Annotated in this window: 14 protein-coding genes; 10 read left to right on the top strand and 4 right to left on the bottom strand. The window is 54.2% G+C overall.

The features are described from left to right. Positions 1 to 63 precede the first annotated feature (63 nt). On the top strand, positions 64 to 1,146 hold the full coding sequence (locus OGX66_RS04625; protein ID WP_088903382.1) for a cellulase family glycosylhydrolase: 1,083 nt from the start codon (positions 64 to 66) through the stop codon (positions 1,144 to 1,146). Here the strand turns inward: OGX66_RS04625 and emrD are convergent. From emrD to tisB, 3 genes are all read right to left on the bottom strand, one after another. Next, a complete protein-coding gene (gene emrD / locus OGX66_RS04620) occupies positions 1,073 to 2,257 on the bottom strand; it encodes a multidrug efflux MFS transporter EmrD (RefSeq protein WP_003023905.1) in 1,185 nt (394 codons plus the stop codon). The genes OGX66_RS04625 and emrD overlap by 74 nt on opposite strands. 193 nt (positions 2,258 to 2,450) lie before the next feature. After that, the gene (locus tag OGX66_RS04615; protein ID WP_003840641.1) at positions 2,451 to 3,284 is read right to left on the bottom strand and encodes an EamA family transporter; all 834 of its coding nucleotides are present in this window, start codon (positions 3,282 to 3,284) and stop codon (positions 2,451 to 2,453) included. A gap of 123 nt (positions 3,285 to 3,407) precedes the next feature. Beyond that, the gene (gene tisB / locus OGX66_RS04610; protein ID WP_003840643.1) at positions 3,408 to 3,497 is read right to left on the bottom strand and encodes a type I toxin-antitoxin system toxin TisB; all 90 of its coding nucleotides are present in this window, start codon (positions 3,495 to 3,497) and stop codon (positions 3,408 to 3,410) included. A 520-nt stretch (positions 3,498 to 4,017) separates the two neighbouring features. On the opposite strand from tisB, the gene ivbL reads away from it, so the two are divergent. The 3 genes from ivbL (at position 4,018) to ilvN (ending at position 6,206) form a co-directional block, all read left to right on the top strand. Beyond that, complete coding sequence (gene ivbL / locus OGX66_RS04605; protein WP_071696250.1) at positions 4,018 to 4,116, top strand: ilvB operon leader peptide IvbL; 99 nt, start codon at positions 4,018 to 4,020, stop codon at positions 4,114 to 4,116. A gap of 107 nt (positions 4,117 to 4,223) precedes the next feature. Beyond that, on the top strand, positions 4,224 to 5,912 hold the full coding sequence (ilvB, locus tag OGX66_RS04600) for an acetolactate synthase large subunit (protein ID WP_032937132.1): 1,689 nt from the start codon (positions 4,224 to 4,226) through the stop codon (positions 5,910 to 5,912). A gap of 3 nt (positions 5,913 to 5,915) precedes the next feature. Next, positions 5,916 to 6,206, top strand: a complete 291-nt coding sequence (gene ilvN, locus OGX66_RS04595; RefSeq protein WP_003023914.1) for an acetolactate synthase small subunit — start codon at positions 5,916 to 5,918, stop codon at positions 6,204 to 6,206. Between the two features lies 1 nt (position 6,207). Here ilvN and OGX66_RS04590 read toward each other — a convergent pair whose 3' ends face one another. Then, entirely contained in the window at positions 6,208 to 6,993 is a 786-nt protein-coding gene (locus tag OGX66_RS04590) for a DeoR family transcriptional regulator (RefSeq protein WP_003023916.1), read from the bottom strand. Positions 6,994 to 7,317: 324 nt separating this feature from the next. On the opposite strand from OGX66_RS04590, the gene rbsK reads away from it, so the two are divergent. The 6 genes from rbsK (at position 7,318) to OGX66_RS04560 (ending at position 14,191) form a co-directional block, all read left to right on the top strand. Next, entirely contained in the window at positions 7,318 to 8,238 is a 921-nt protein-coding gene (gene rbsK / locus OGX66_RS04585; protein WP_003844463.1) for a ribokinase, read from the top strand. 27 nt (positions 8,239 to 8,265) lie between these two features. Continuing rightward, positions 8,266 to 9,582 (top strand): L-fucose:H+ symporter permease, encoded by a 1,317-nt coding sequence (gene fucP / locus OGX66_RS04580; RefSeq protein WP_003023919.1) that lies wholly within the window; start codon positions 8,266 to 8,268, stop codon positions 9,580 to 9,582. A gap of 11 nt (positions 9,583 to 9,593) precedes the next feature. Beyond that, positions 9,594 to 10,607, top strand: coding sequence for an aldose 1-epimerase family protein (locus OGX66_RS04575; RefSeq protein ID WP_088902921.1), 1,014 nt, complete (start codon positions 9,594 to 9,596; stop codon positions 10,605 to 10,607). A gap of 153 nt (positions 10,608 to 10,760) precedes the next feature. Continuing rightward, positions 10,761 to 11,354 carry a response regulator transcription factor UhpA gene (gene uhpA, locus OGX66_RS04570; protein WP_003023923.1) on the top strand — a complete coding sequence of 198 codons (594 nt, stop codon included), beginning with the start codon at positions 10,761 to 10,763 and terminating at the stop codon, positions 11,352 to 11,354. Next, entirely contained in the window at positions 11,351 to 12,853 is a 1,503-nt protein-coding gene (gene uhpB, locus OGX66_RS04565; RefSeq protein ID WP_003844466.1) for a signal transduction histidine-protein kinase/phosphatase UhpB, read from the top strand. The genes uhpA and uhpB overlap by 4 nt, the downstream gene beginning before the upstream one ends. Before the next feature lie 9 nt (positions 12,854 to 12,862). After that, positions 12,863 to 14,191: an MFS transporter gene (locus OGX66_RS04560; RefSeq protein ID WP_270934119.1), complete on the top strand. Its 1,329-nt coding sequence runs from the start codon at positions 12,863 to 12,865 to the stop codon at positions 14,189 to 14,191. The last annotated feature ends 13 nt before the right edge of the window (positions 14,192 to 14,204 follow it).

Genomic DNA, 14,204 nt, shown 5'->3' with positions numbered 1-14,204 from the left:
TTTTTACGCTTTCTCTCTACACGGAAAGTGAAAAAGCGTGCTAAATACGTGATATCACTCCTGATGATTTGCGTAAGGACGACCGTGTTAAAGCCGATTGTTTCCCTCATACTGTTGGCCAGCGCCACCGTGTGTGCCGCGCAACCTGCGCTGACGGCGGCGCAGTATGCGCAGCAGCTTGGCGTTGGGATGGACGTAGATTGGGCGCGCACCGATCGGGGTATCCGTGAATTCGATCCGCTGGTAGTGCGGGACTACAAGGCGAAAGGGTTGGCCCACGTACGCATTCGCGTAGCGGGAGAGCCTACGGAGGCGCGGCTGATTCATCTGCGCAAGCTGGTGGAAGCCTGCGAGCAGTATGGCGTGATCCCGATCATTGCCTATCAGGCAGACGAATATAAAAAAGACCCCAGCGCCGGGAACGAAAAAGAGGTGGTTAACTGGTGGGTGGCGGTGGCGCATTACTTTGGTCAACGCTCGCCGTTGCTGGGGTTCGACCTGATCTACGACCCCTCTGATAAGCTCAACCATAATCAGGCGTCGCTCAATCGCGTGTATGACAAAACCATTCGAACCATCCATGCCATCGATCCACAGCGAATGATTTTTATCGCGCCGAAACTGCATGCCGCTCCGGAAGATTTGGCCAACCTAAAGCTGCCGCCACAAAGTCAGAATACGGTGCTGGCCCAATGGCATATTTTCCCGTGGGGACCGCTGAAAAATAACGGCAAATATCCGTGGACCTCAGGGACTGCGGCAGAAAAGGCCGCCATTCGCGCCCGTATCAATACCGCCATTCATTGGCAGCAGAAAACCGGGCATGTCAGTTGGGTAGGGGGCTGGTCGCCGGGAGAAACCGTCAAAAACGCGCCTTCTGCCTCGCAAATGGCGTTTGCCCGCTTTATGGCGTGCGAGCTGAAAAAAGCGAAAATTCCCTATGCTATCAATGCGGATACGCAGTTCTATGATGGTGAGGAGGGGGCCTGGCGTCCGGCGCTGGAGCCGTTACTGACGACGATTATCGCGCCAGAATGCGAAAAGCCCGGCGATAAGCCGGGCCATCATACGCTTAAACCGCCTGTCCCTGATGCGACACGCGTGACGCCAGCGGAAGCCAGCAAACAAAAATCAACAGCCCCATAAGGGTCATCAGCAGGCCCAGACTGGCTTGCCCGGTCTGCGGCAGCATGGCAGAGAACCACGCCAGCACGCCGGAACCAATGTTCTGTAATCCCCCAACCAGCGCGCCAGCAGTGCCTGCCAGGAACGGGAAAGGCTCCATTGCACCGCTGGTTGCCAGCGGAAACAACATTCCGGCGCCGAAGAAAAATAGTGCGGCAGGAACCAGCAGCGTCCAGACGTTCATCACGTCAAACAGCCCTGGGATCCACATCATTAAACCCGCTACCAGACAGCAGGTCACCGACTGCCACATTAGCGTCGAGAAACGTTTATTCGGGCGACCGGCGAACCATGCGCCGAAAAACGCCGCCGGGATGGGCAGGATAAACAGGATACTGACCACCATGCTGCTTAGACCGAGACGTGCGCCCAATAATACTCCGGAGCAGGCCTCAAAGACCGCAACGCCCGCCAGACCACCGATCAACATCAGCACGTAACAGGTGAAAGCGCTATTACCAAACAGGGTTTTGTAGCTGGCGATCAGCCGTGGACGCGGCGCACCTGCAGGGCGCGTTTCCGGCATCCAGCGTGCCATGCTAAACGTCACGCCCGCACACAGAATCAACAGAAAAATATAGCAGGCACGCCAGTTCCACACTGTATCCAGCACACCGCCAATCAGCGGAGCTAACAGCGGACTGACCAGAATCCCCATATTTAACAGACTATTGGCGTGGCGTAGTTGCGTGCCTTCGTACAGATCGCGCGGTAACGTTCGCGCCATCACACCGCCGACGCCCGTTCCCATCCCCTGGATGGCACTGGCGATAATCAGTACCGTCAGACTATGCGTGGTAATCGCGACCAGCGTGGCCAGCATAAAAATAGACATCCCGGCGAGGATAACCGGGCGGCGGCCAACGCGGTCTGAAAGGGGACCGTAAACCAGTTGTGATAGACCATAGGTCAACAGATAGGCGGCCATTACGCTTTGCACCGCCCCTTCGCGAACGTTCAGTTCACGCGCCATATCAGCAATCGCGGGGATATAAATGGTTTGCGCCATCTGACCTACCGCCACCAGTAATACCAACATCAACAACAAATTGACGCTTCTATGCCTTTTCATTTCGCTGATTACTTTTAAAAAAGAGAAAAAAGAAGAATAAGGTGCTGCACTTTCCCGTAAATGCGCGTGGAATCTACCACAACAGAAAAAGAAGGCCAGATAGTGGGCTGGAATGTTTATGTGGTAGACGGCAGGAAATGTAAACAAAAAGCGGCAACAAATGTTGCCGGATTGCATCGGGTTTACAACGCGATCATGATAAGCGTAGTAAAACTGCGCCTACGGCAATACCTGCTGCCGCGACAAGACGTATTCCGGCAACCTTCTCTTTCAGTAGCAGCCACGCGAGCAGCGCGCCAAACAGGATAGAGGTTTCACGCAGCGCCGCGACTACCGCCAACGGAGCCTGGGTCATGGCCCACAGCGCCAGGCCGTAAGAACCCATTGTGCCAATGCCGCCAAGAATACCTTTCTTCCACTGCTGTACCAGATAGCGCGACGCTTCCCGGCGTCTGGCGATCATCGCCCAGCCCAGCAGGCAGGAGCCGTTCAGAAAGAAGGTCCACAGCGTATAACCCAGCGCGGTTTCTGATAAACGTACGCCGGTGCCATCAACCAGAGTATAACCGGCGATAAAGCAGGCGTTAATGAGCGCCAGGATAATCCCGCGTTGCGAACCGCTGCGTCCGTTAAATGCCATCCCGAGAATAGCCAGACAGATGGTGGCAATCCCCACCCAGGCGAGTAGCGAAAGGCTATCGCCAAGAAACAGGACGCTGATAATCGCGACCAGCAGTGGCGCTGTGCCGCGCATCAGAGGATAGGTCTGGCTCATATCCGAAACCTGATAGGTTTTAGCGACCAGGACGGTATAGACCACCTGTAATGCGGTTGAGACAGCTAAAAACGGCAGGCTGGCGGCAGAGGGTTGCGGCGCAAAGGGTAAACAAATCAGCGCCATAATCGCAGCGGTTCCGCTGACGCTGATCGCCGAGTACAGCTTGTCGTTTCCCGCTTTTACGATGGCATTCCAGCTGGCATGCAGCAGTGCGGCGAACAGCAAAATGCAGAAAACAGAAAGCGTCATGGCGGAATTCTTCCCTGAGGATGTCATAAAAACGTAACATATTGACGCGATACAAGCACCAGGGAGAAGGTGAAAGGGGAGCGGAGTGTTATCCGCCCCCCTTAGGTGCGACTTGAATCTGAATTACTTAATGTATTTCAGAACGGCATCAAGGAGTTGCAGTGCTGCAACAATGAGTTTGAGGATAAGAATAGCGATATCCACGAGGCTCATACGCTCTCCTTTTGGTACAAGGAGCACGGTGCTGACGTACCTCGCCGCTGCCTGTTGCCAGCACCTTTGTTGACATAACACAGTGTGCTCACGCGGGGTTAAGGCGCTGACGGCACCACCCGTTTCAGCCAGGACTTTGATGCGCCGGTTTACGATGCGGCCCCCGCATAACACATTGCGTACCGAGACATTATAGATAAATACTGTATAAATTAACAGTATTTTATGGACGTTACGCTATTCATGTTCCATACTCAAAAGCATCAAAATTCGTGCCGAAATTGCGTGTTCTTCGTAGAACGCGTATACTTTTTTCGTTGACATAACACAGTGTGTTCGGCGGCTACCAACCGCACAACGCTGAAAAAACCTCGCTCCGGCGGGGTTTTTTGTTTTTGCACGACATACAATGAAATGTGATCGTTGAAGCATTTTTGTGCAGATGAAAATTTTTCCATTGTCACGCTGAAAAACCTGTGTTTGTATAAATCCAGTTAATCAACAAACAGACAGGTCCCTAATGAACCCTTCCACGCTGACTGCGACCCTACTAAAAACTGCGCCATCTCGCGCAGCGGTCGTCGTGCGTGTGGTGGTGGTCGTCGGCAATGCGCCGTAGGGTCCGAATCAACACACGATTCCAAAACCCCGCCGGCGCAAACCGGGCGGGGTTTTTCGTTTCAGAGACCTGCCCGGAGCAAAGGCCCAGAATAAAAGGACTGGAGCATGGCAAGTTCGGGCATAACATCCAAGCGTACGCGTTTTACGGGCGCAGAATTCATCGTTCATTTCCTGGAACGTCAGGGGATTCAGGTCGTCACCGGTATTCCAGGTGGCTCGATTCTTCCCGTATATGACGCCTTAAGCCAAAGCACACAAATCCGTCATATCCTGGCGCGCCACGAGCAGGGCGCGGGGTTTATCGCGCAGGGAATGGCGAGAACCGATGGCAAACCCGCTGTCTGTATGGCCTGTAGTGGACCGGGCGCAACCAACCTGGTAACCGCCATTGCCGATGCGCGTCTGGATTCCATCCCGCTGGTGTGTATCACCGGGCAGGTTCCGGCCTCAATGATCGGCACCGACGCTTTCCAGGAAGTCGACACCTACGGCATCTCTATCCCCATCACTAAGCACAACTATCTGGTCCGCCATATCAGTGAATTACCGCAGGTCATGAGCGATGCGTTCCGCATTGCGCAGTCCGGACGTCCAGGCCCGGTGTGGATAGACATTCCTAAGGATATTCAAACCGCTGTTTTTGACATTGAAGAGATGCCGGAACCCGCGCAGAAAATGGCGGCACCAGCGTTCAGCCAGGACAGCATTCGCGATGCTGCAGCTATGATTAACGCCGCCAAACGCCCGGTGCTGTACCTCGGCGGCGGCGTAATTAACGCGCCGGAACGTGTTCGTGAGCTGGCCGAAAAAGCAAAACTGCCTACCACCATGACGTTGATGGCGCTCGGTATGCTGCCAAAAGCGCATCCGCTGTCGTTAGGCATGCTGGGCATGCATGGCGCACGCAGCACCAACTTTATTCTGCAAGAAGCGGATTTACTGATTGTTCTGGGCGCACGTTTTGATGACCGGGCGATTGGTAAAACCGAACAGTTCTGCCCGAATGCCAAAATCATCCACGTGGATATTGACCGCGCGGAGCTGGGTAAAATCAAACAGCCGCATGTGGCGATCCAGGCAGATGTCGATGAGGTTCTGGCACAATTGCTCCCGCAGATTGAAGCGCAGCCGCGTGAAGAGTGGCATCAACTGGTGTCTGACCTGCAGCAAGAATTTCCGTGCACGATCCCCCAGGAAAAAAATCCGCTCAGCCACTATGGATTGATCAACGCCGTGGCTGCCTGCGTAGACGACAGCGCCATTATCACCACCGACGTAGGCCAGCATCAGATGTGGGCGGCACAGGCTTACCCGCTGAATCGTCCACGCCAGTGGCTGACCTCCGGCGGTCTGGGAACCATGGGCTTTGGCCTGCCTGCGGCGATTGGTGCGGCCCTGGCTAACCCAGACAAAAAAGTGCTGTGCTTCTCCGGCGATGGCAGCCTGATGATGAATATTCAGGAAATGGCGACCGCCAGCGAAAATCAGCTGGATATTAAAATCATTCTGATGAATAACGAAGCGTTAGGTCTTGTATATCAACAGCAGAGTCTGTTCTATAAGCAGGGTGTTTTTGCCGCGACCTATCCGGGGATGATTAACTTTATGCAGATAGCTGCCGGGTTTGGTCTCGAAACCTGCGATCTGAATAACGAAGCGGACCCACAGGCAGCGTTGCAGGAGATTATTAATCGCCCTGGACCTGCGCTGATCCACGTGCGCATCGATGCCGAAGAAAAAGTGTACCCGATGGTGCCGCCGGGTGCGGCAAACACAGAAATGGTGGGGGAATAAGCCATGCAACAGCAGACTCATGACAACGTAATCCTGGAACTCACCGTACGTAACCATCCGGGCGTAATGACTCACGTTTGCGGCCTGTTCGCCCGTCGTGCGTTCAACGTAGAAGGCATCCTCTGTCTACCGATTCAGGACAGCGATAAGAGCCGCATCTGGCTACTGGTCAACGACGATCAACGTCTTGAGCAGATGATAAGCCAGATCGACAAGCTTGAAGATGTGGTGAAAGTGGCCCGCAATCAGTCCGATCCGTCGATGTTTAACAAAATCACCGTGTTCTTTGAGTGAGTTAGTCGCCGTCTGAATCCGGGGTGATCACTTTGACAGAGCCGTTCCGGCAGTGGGTTGCGTAATCTGCCGGTAACGGACGGTCGCTTATCAGTACGTCAAAGGTGGAGAGTGGACCAATGCTGGCGGGGGCGACCTCATCGAACAGGGCGTGGCGCGTCAACAGAATTTTGCGTAATCCGCGTTCCATTGCTTTGCGTTTTGTGGCTAGATCGTCCGGATTGAACCAGCTAACGCCGAAATGCTCATGGACGCCGCTGGCGGAGATGAATACTTTTCGTGGGTTGAGCGCATCCAGCGGAGAGGGGGTGCTGGTATCGTAAAAGGCGTCACTTTTCGCCCGATAGGTGCCTCCGCAAAGAATCACCGTGGCGTTGGGTTTTTCATTTAGCGCCACGAATACCCGGTGCGAGTAGCAAATTCCGGTAAAGGAAATATCATCCGGGATCATGCTGACCACCAACGGCATTTCCGCACCATTATCAAAAAAGACCAGATCATTTTCACTTACCAGTCCCGCGGCCAGAATGGCAACCGGTAAATCGTCGCGGTGATACTGTTTTTGCGCAGGCACTGGGGCATTAACGATGGCGGCGGGCTTGTTCACCATCACAATGTAACCACCGAGCAGCGTAAGCGGTAACGGCTCGTCATCCTGACTGAGATCCCGACGAATAGTCATCACGGAAACTTCCAGCATTCGTGCCGCCTCTTTCAGATGGATTCGGTCGGTCTTCTTCAACAATTCCATCAGACGTCGAATACGTTCTTTTTGCTTAGTTTCCATGTGCTTCTCCACGAATCATGTTCCCATGTTCCTTCAGTAACATTTTTGTGTTTCTGAGAACATGGCATTGCCGTATTACTATACGTCTGACTATTCGGAAATAAAAGCGTGTTTTTTCACGTTTTATTGATTATATCCAGTTAACTTTCAGTCAATTGTAAGCAACTTCATTATTTGTAGTGTGATGGGGTCGCAACATTTAGCGTAATAAATAAACAATAAAATGATCTTCCAATCGCGATCCTAGTCACAAATGATACGAAAGTAACATGATAATGTTATTTTAATATCATTGTGGTGTGATTGTTTCTGAGAGGTAGTAAAATGGATATCGCGGTTATTGGCTCCAACATGGTGGATCTCATCACCTACATCAACCAGATGCCCAAAGAAGGGGAAACGCTGGAAGCGCCGGCGTTCAAAATTGGTTGTGGCGGTAAAGGGGCAAATCAGGCCGTTGCAGCCGCTAAGCTCAATTCCAAAGTACTGATGCTGACAAAAGTCGGTGATGATATTTTTGCGGATAACACTATTCGCAATCTCGAATCCTGGGGGATTAATACCACCTATGTCGAAAAGGTACCCTGCACCAGCAGCGGTGTCGCACCGATCTTTGTTAATGCGAACTCTAGCAACAGTATTCTGATTATTAAAGGAGCGAACAAATTTCTCTCCCCGGAAGATATCGATCGTGCGGCGGAAGATCTGAAAAAATGTCAGCTTATTGTCCTGCAACTGGAAGTGCAGCTGGAAACTGTTTATCACGCGATTGAATTTGGCAAAAAACACGGTATTGAAGTGTTACTAAATCCCGCCCCTGCATTACGGGAATTAGATATGTCTTATGCCTGTAAATGTGATTTTTTTGTGCCGAATGAAACCGAGCTGGAAATATTAACCGGTATGCCAGTGGATACTTATGACCATATTCGCGCAGCGGCACGTTCTCTGGTTGATAAAGGTTTGAACAATATTATCGTCACCATGGGTGAGAAAGGTGCGTTGTGGATGACGCGTGACCAGGAAGTCCATGTTCCGGCGTTTAAAGTGAACGCTGTCGATACCAGTGGCGCAGGCGACGCTTTCATCGGTTGTTTTGCCCATTATTACGTTCAAAGCGGTGATGTCGAAGCCGCCATGAAAAAAGCCGTTCTCTTCGCTGCATTTAGCGTTACCGGGAAAGGCACTCAATCATCTTATCCAAGCATCGAACAATTTAATGAGTTTCTTACCTTAAACGAATAATACTCCTGCATTGTAAAAGGTAGCACTATGAACGATAAAAACATCATTCAGATGCCCGACGGCTATCTGAATAAGACGCCTCTGTTCCAGTTTATTTTGTTATCCTGTTTATTCCCATTATGGGGATGCGCAGCCGCATTAAATGATATTCTGATTACGCAATTCAAAAGCGTATTTTCACTCAGCAACTTTGCCTCGGCATTAGTGCAGAGTGCCTTTTATGGCGGATATTTTTTAATTGCGATTCCTGCATCTTTGGTGATTAAAAAGACCAGCTATAAAATTGCCATCTTAATGGGGCTGACGCTATATATTGTTGGCTGTACGCTCTTTTTCCCGGCATCGCACATGGCCACCTACACCATGTTCCTCGCGGCAATTTTTGCGATTGCGATTGGCCTGAGCTTCCTGGAAACGGCAGCTAATACCTACAGCTCCATGATCGGCCCAAAAGCGTATGCCACTTTACGCCTGAACATCAGCCAGACCTTTTACCCCATTGGCGCCGCCGCCGGTATTCTGCTGGGCAAATATCTGGTCTTCTCTGAAGGTGAGAGTCTGGAAAAACAGATGGCTGGGATGAACGCGGAACAGATCCACAACTTTAAAGTGTTGATGCTGGAAAATACCCTTGAGCCTTACAAGTACATGATTATGGTACTGGTTGTGGTGATGGTGTTGTTCCTGCTGACCCGCTTCCCGACCTGCAAAGTCGCGCAAACGGCGAGTCATAAGCGTCCGTCAGCGATGGATACGCTGCGTTATCTGGCCAGCAATGCCCGTTTCCGCCGTGGGATTGTTGCGCAGTTCCTGTATGTGGGGATGCAGGTTGCGGTGTGGTCATTCACTATCCGTCTGGCACTGGAATTGGGTGATATCAACGAGCGTGATGCCTCAACCTTCATGGTCTATAGCTTTGCCTGCTTCTTTATCGGGAAGTTTATCGCCAACATATTGATGACGCGCTTCAATCCGGAAAAAGTGCTGATCCTATACTCCATCATTGGCGCGCTGTTCCTCGTCTATGTTGCGCTGGCGCCAAGCTTCAGCGCCGTGTACGTCGCCGTGCTGGTGAGCGTCCTGTTTGGACCCTGCTGGGCGACAATCTACGCCGGTACGCTGGATACCGTGGATAACGAGCATACTGAAATGGCGGGAGCTGTCATTGTCATGGCGATTGTCGGTGCGGCGGTGGTTCCGGCAATTCAGGGCTATGTGGCTGATATGTTCCACTCGCTGCAACTTTCGTTCCTGGTTTCTATGTTGTGCTTCGTGTACGTCGGAATCTACTTCTGGCGTGAGAGCAAAGTACGCAACAATCTGGCTGAAGCGACGGTTTCCTGAGGAGAACGATCATGACAACACGTATCACGCTGTGGCGGGAACTCTTTGCAGAGCATCCGCGAATCTTACTGAAAAATAGCGATTTCACGGTTACCGCGTTTCGTTACGCCAGCGGAGTGGAAGGGCTGAAGATAGAAAACAGTCGTGGATATCTGGTTATTCTGCCCTGGATGGGGCAGATGATCTGGGATGCGCAGTTTGACGGGCATGATCTGACCATGCGCAACATGTTCAGTCAGCCAAAACCGGCTGCAGAAGTGGTCGCGACCTACGGCTGCTTTGCTTTCCACTCGGGGTTATTGGCTAATGGCTGCCCGTCGCCGGAGGATTCTCACCCGCTGCATGGTGAAATGGCCTGTGCTGCGATGGATGAGGCCTGGCTGGAGTTGGAAGGCGAGAATTTACGCGTGAGCGGATGCTACGAGTATGTGATGGGGTTCGGTCATCATTATCAGGCGTATCCTGCGGTGGTTATGCGTAAGGCGAGCGCGCTGTTTGATATTCAGATGGCGGTCACTAACCTCGCCTCAGTGGCAATGCCTTTGCAGTACATGTGCCATATGAACTATGCCTACGTCCCGGAAGCGACCTTCAGCCAGAATATCCCGGATGAAGCCATAACGCTGCGTGAATCGGTACCCGCACATGTTAAGCCTACCGAGCAGTGGCTGGCGTTTAATCAGCGGATTATTCAGGGTGAGGCTTCGCTGGCGCGCCTTAATGAACCCGATTTTTACGATCCGGAAATCGTTTTCTTTGCTGACCAACTGGATAGATACACAAATAAGCCTGAATTTAGCATGATCGCACCTGATGGCACCACGTTCGTGACGCGTTTCTCCAGCGCGGAGCTGAATTATGTCACCCGTTGGATCCTCTATAACGGCGATCAGCAGGTGGCAGCCTTCGCCCTACCCGCGACTTGTCGACCTGAAGGCTTCCTGGCGGCGGAACGAAACGGGACGTTGATTCAGATAGAACCGAAACACACCCGCACATTTACCGTCACAACGGGCATAGCCTGATCGCTCAAGGCTTGAACAGCAAAGCACTTATCGTTAAGGTAAGCGCTTTTGCCGGTTGGCGGTATTAATGCCTTATCAGGCCTACAACGGCACCTGCCCGTAGGCCTGATAAGCGCAGCGCCATCAGGCATGTCTTAGCGCCAGGATGAACCCATGATTACCGTTGCCCTTATTGACGACCACCTTATCGTCCGCTCCGGCTTTGCTCAACTGCTGGGGCTGGAACCTGATTTGCAGGTGGTGGCTGAGTTTGGCTCAGGCAGTGAGGCGCTGGCGGGATTACCGGGACGCGGCGTGCAGGTCTGTATCTGTGATATCTCGATGCCAGATATCTCCGGTCTTGAACTGTTAAGCCAGTTACCAAAAGGAATGGCGATTATCATGCTCTCCGTCCACGACAGCCCGGCGCTGGTGGAGCAGGCGCTCAACGCGGGCGCGCGTGGTTTCCTTTCTAAACGCTGTAGCCCGGATGAGCTGATCGCAGCGGTGCATACCGTTGCGACCGGCGGCTGTTACCTGACGCCGGACATCGCCGTCAAACTGGCGGCTGGTCGTCAGGATCCGCTCACCAAACGCGAACGTCAGGTAGCGGAAAAACTGGCACAAGGTATGGCGGTCAAAGAGATTGCTGCTGAACTGGGTCTGTCGCCGAAAACGGTGCACGTGCATCGCGCCAACCTGATGGAAAAGCTGGGTGTCAGTAACGACGTCGAACTGGCCCGCCGGATGTTTGACGGCTGGCAATGAACACGCTCTGTTCCCGGTTAATCACCGTTGTTGCCTGCTTCTTTATCTTCTCTGCCGCGTGGTTTTGCCTGTGGAGCATCAGCCTGCATCTGGTTGAGCGCCCGGAGCTGGCGGTACTGTTGTTTCCGTTTGGCCTGCGTCTGGGGCTGATGCTGCAATGTCCACGTGACTACTGGCCGGTGCTGTTGGGCGCGGAATGGCTGCTTCTTTTCTGGTTGGCACAGGAAGTGGTGCTGGCCCATTTGCCACTTTTGATGATCGGCAGCTTCCTCACGTTACTCCCGGTGATGCTGATATCGCGATACCGCCACCAGCGTGACTGGCGTACGCTGCTGTTGCAGGGCGCGGCGCTTACGGCGGCGGCATTGCTGCAATCGCTGCCCTGGCTTGGGCAGGGTGAAGAGGCATGGAACGCGCTGTTGCTGACGCTCACCGGCGGATTAACGCTGGCGCCGATCTGCCTGGTGTTCTGGCACTATCTGACCAGCACCACCTGGCTGCCGCTGGGCCCTGCGGTGGTGTCGCAGCCGGTGAACTGGCGCGGGCGGCATCTGGTCTGGTACCTGCTGCTGTTTAGCGTCAGCCTGTGGCTACAGCTCGGTTTACCCGCCGAGCTTTCGCGCTTCACGCCGTTTTGCCTCGCGTTGCCGATCATTGCGCTGGCCTGGCACTACGGCTGGCAGGGAGCGCTGATTGCGACGCTGATGAACGCCATCGCGCTGATTGCCAGCCAGACCTGGCACGATCATCCCGTCGACCTGTTGCTCTCGCTGCTGGTGCAAAGCCTGACCGGGCTGCTGCTCGGCGCGGGCATTCAGCGTCTGCGTGAGCTTAACCAGTCGCTGCAAAACGAATTAGCGCGCAACCATCGTCTGGCTGAACGCCTGCTGGAGACCGAAGAGAGCGTGCGCCGGGACGTGGCGCGCGAACTGCATGATGATATCGGCCAAACCATCACCGCCATTCGTACCCAGGCGGGTATTGTCCAGCGCCTGGCGCCGGAAAACGCAGGGGTGAAGCGTAGCGGGGCACACATCGAACAACTTTCTCTCGGCGTGTACGATTCGGTGCGTCGCCTGTTAGGCCGCCTGCGACCACGCCAGTTGGACGATCTCACGCTGGAACAGGCCATCCGCTCATTGATGCGCGAAATGGAACTGGAAAGCCGCGGCATCGTCAGCCATCTGGACTGGCGAATTGACGAATCTGCACTCAGCGAAAGCCAGCGGGTGACGCTGTTCCGCGTCTGTCAGGAAGGACTGAACAACATCGTTAAGCACGCCAACGCCAGCGCGGTGACGCTTCAGGGCTGGCAACAGGATGAACGGCTGATGCTGGTGATTGAGGACGACGGCAGCGGCCTGCCGCCGGGGTCGAATCAGCATGGATTTGGCCTCACCGGGATGCGTGAACGGATTAGCGCCCTCGGAGGATCGCTGTCGATTTCCTGTACGCACGGCACGCGGGTCAGCGTGTCACTGCCTCAACGTTATGTGTAAGGAGCGGCCATGTTTGCGTTTTTAAAAGCCCCGGCCAATGCGCCGCTCATCACCGACAAGCAGGAAGTGGATGCCCGCTATCGCTATTGGCGGCGGCATATCCTGACCACCATTTGGCTCGGCTACGCGCTGTTCTATTTCACACGCAAAAGCTTCAATGCCGCCGTACCGGATATCCTCACCAGCGGCGTGCTGACCCGCAGCGATATTGGGCTACTGGCGACGCTGTTTTACATCACCTACGGCCTGTCGAAGTTTGTTTCCGGTATCGTCAGCGACCGCTCCAACGCCCGCTATTTTATGGGCATCGGGCTGATCGCCACCGGCGTGGTGAACATTCTGTTTGGATTCTCTACCTCACTGTGGGCCTTTGCGGTGCTGTGGGCGCTGAACGCCTTTTTCCAGGGCTGGGGGTCGCCGGTCTGCGCGCGTTTATTGACCGCGTGGTATTCGCGTACCGAGCGCGGCGGCTGGTGGGCGCTGTGGAATACCGCGCACAACGTCGGCGGGGCGCTGATCCCTATCGTGATGGCGGCGACAGCGCTGCACTACGGCTGGCGTGCCGGGATGATGATCGCCGGGCTGCTGGCGATTGTGGTGGGGGTTTTCCTCTGCTGGCGGCTGCGCGACAGGCCGCAGGCGATTGGTCTGCCGCCGATTGGCGACAGGCGGCATGATGAGCTGGAAATTGCTCAGCAGCAGGAAGGTGCAGGGCTGAGCCGCAAAGAGATCCTCACCCGCTATGTGCTGCTGAATCCTTATATCTGGCTGCTGTCACTGTGTTATGTGCTGGTGTACGTGGTCCGTGCAGCGATTAATGACTGGGGCAATCTGTACATGTCTGAGACGCTCGGCGTGGATCTGGTGACTGCCAATACCGCCGTGACCATGTTCGAACTGGGCGGATTTGTTGGTGCGCTGGTGGCGGGGTGGGGCTCGGACAAGCTGTTTAACGGCAACCGCGGTCCAATGAACCTGATTTTTGCCGCCGGAATTTTGCTCTCCGTTGGTTCGCTGTGGCTGATGCCGTTCGCCAGCTACGTGATGCAGGCAGCGTGCTTCTTCACCACCGGATTCTTCGTCTTCGGCCCGCAGATGCTGATCGGCATGGCGGCAGCGGAGTGTTCGCACAAAGAGGCGGCAGGTGCAGCAACCGGTTTTGTTGGTCTGTTTGCCTATCTGGGGGCATCGCTCTCCGGCTGGCCGCTGGCGAAGGTGATGGAGGTCTGGCACTGGACCGGGTTTTTTGTGGTGATCGCCATTGCGGCGGGGATTTCCGCGCTGCTGCTCCTGCCGTTTTTAAACGCCCAGGCTCCGCGCGATCTCAACGAAGCGTGATGCACCTCACCTT

The organism is Citrobacter sp. Cf072, from assembly GCF_030334485.1.
GTDB classification, from domain to species: Bacteria; Pseudomonadota; Gammaproteobacteria; order Enterobacterales; family Enterobacteriaceae; genus Citrobacter; species Citrobacter freundii.
Note: the sequence above shows the minus strand (reverse complement) of the source record. Positions and strands in the feature narration are given on the sequence as shown.

Bases quoted from the DNA above. Each gene is read 5' to 3' on its own strand.
- OGX66_RS04615 (WP_003840641.1), bottom strand. From the start codon at position 3,284: ATGACGCTTTCTGTTTTCTGCATTTTGCTGTTCGCCGCACTGCTGCAT.
- uhpB (WP_003844466.1), top strand. From the start codon at position 11,351: ATGAACACGCTCTGTTCCCGGTTAATCACCGTTGTTGCCTGCTTCTTT.
- ivbL (WP_071696250.1), top strand. From the start codon at position 4,018: ATGAACCCTTCCACGCTGACTGCGACCCTACTAAAAACTGCGCCATCT.
- fucP (WP_003023919.1), top strand. From the start codon at position 8,266: ATGAACGATAAAAACATCATTCAGATGCCCGACGGCTATCTGAATAAG.
- rbsK (WP_003844463.1), top strand. From the start codon at position 7,318: ATGGATATCGCGGTTATTGGCTCCAACATGGTGGATCTCATCACCTAC.
- OGX66_RS04625 (WP_088903382.1), top strand. From the start codon at position 64: ATGATTTGCGTAAGGACGACCGTGTTAAAGCCGATTGTTTCCCTCATA.
- ilvB (WP_032937132.1), top strand. From the start codon at position 4,224: ATGGCAAGTTCGGGCATAACATCCAAGCGTACGCGTTTTACGGGCGCA.
- uhpA (WP_003023923.1), top strand. From the start codon at position 10,761: ATGATTACCGTTGCCCTTATTGACGACCACCTTATCGTCCGCTCCGGC.
- OGX66_RS04575 (WP_088902921.1), top strand. From the start codon at position 9,594: ATGACAACACGTATCACGCTGTGGCGGGAACTCTTTGCAGAGCATCCG.
- tisB (WP_003840643.1), bottom strand. From the start codon at position 3,497: ATGAGCCTCGTGGATATCGCTATTCTTATCCTCAAACTCATTGTTGCA.
- OGX66_RS04560 (WP_270934119.1), top strand. From the start codon at position 12,863: ATGTTTGCGTTTTTAAAAGCCCCGGCCAATGCGCCGCTCATCACCGAC.
- ilvN (WP_003023914.1), top strand. From the start codon at position 5,916: ATGCAACAGCAGACTCATGACAACGTAATCCTGGAACTCACCGTACGT.
- emrD (WP_003023905.1), bottom strand. From the start codon at position 2,257: ATGAAAAGGCATAGAAGCGTCAATTTGTTGTTGATGTTGGTATTACTG.
- OGX66_RS04590 (WP_003023916.1), bottom strand. From the start codon at position 6,993: ATGGAAACTAAGCAAAAAGAACGTATTCGACGTCTGATGGAATTGTTG.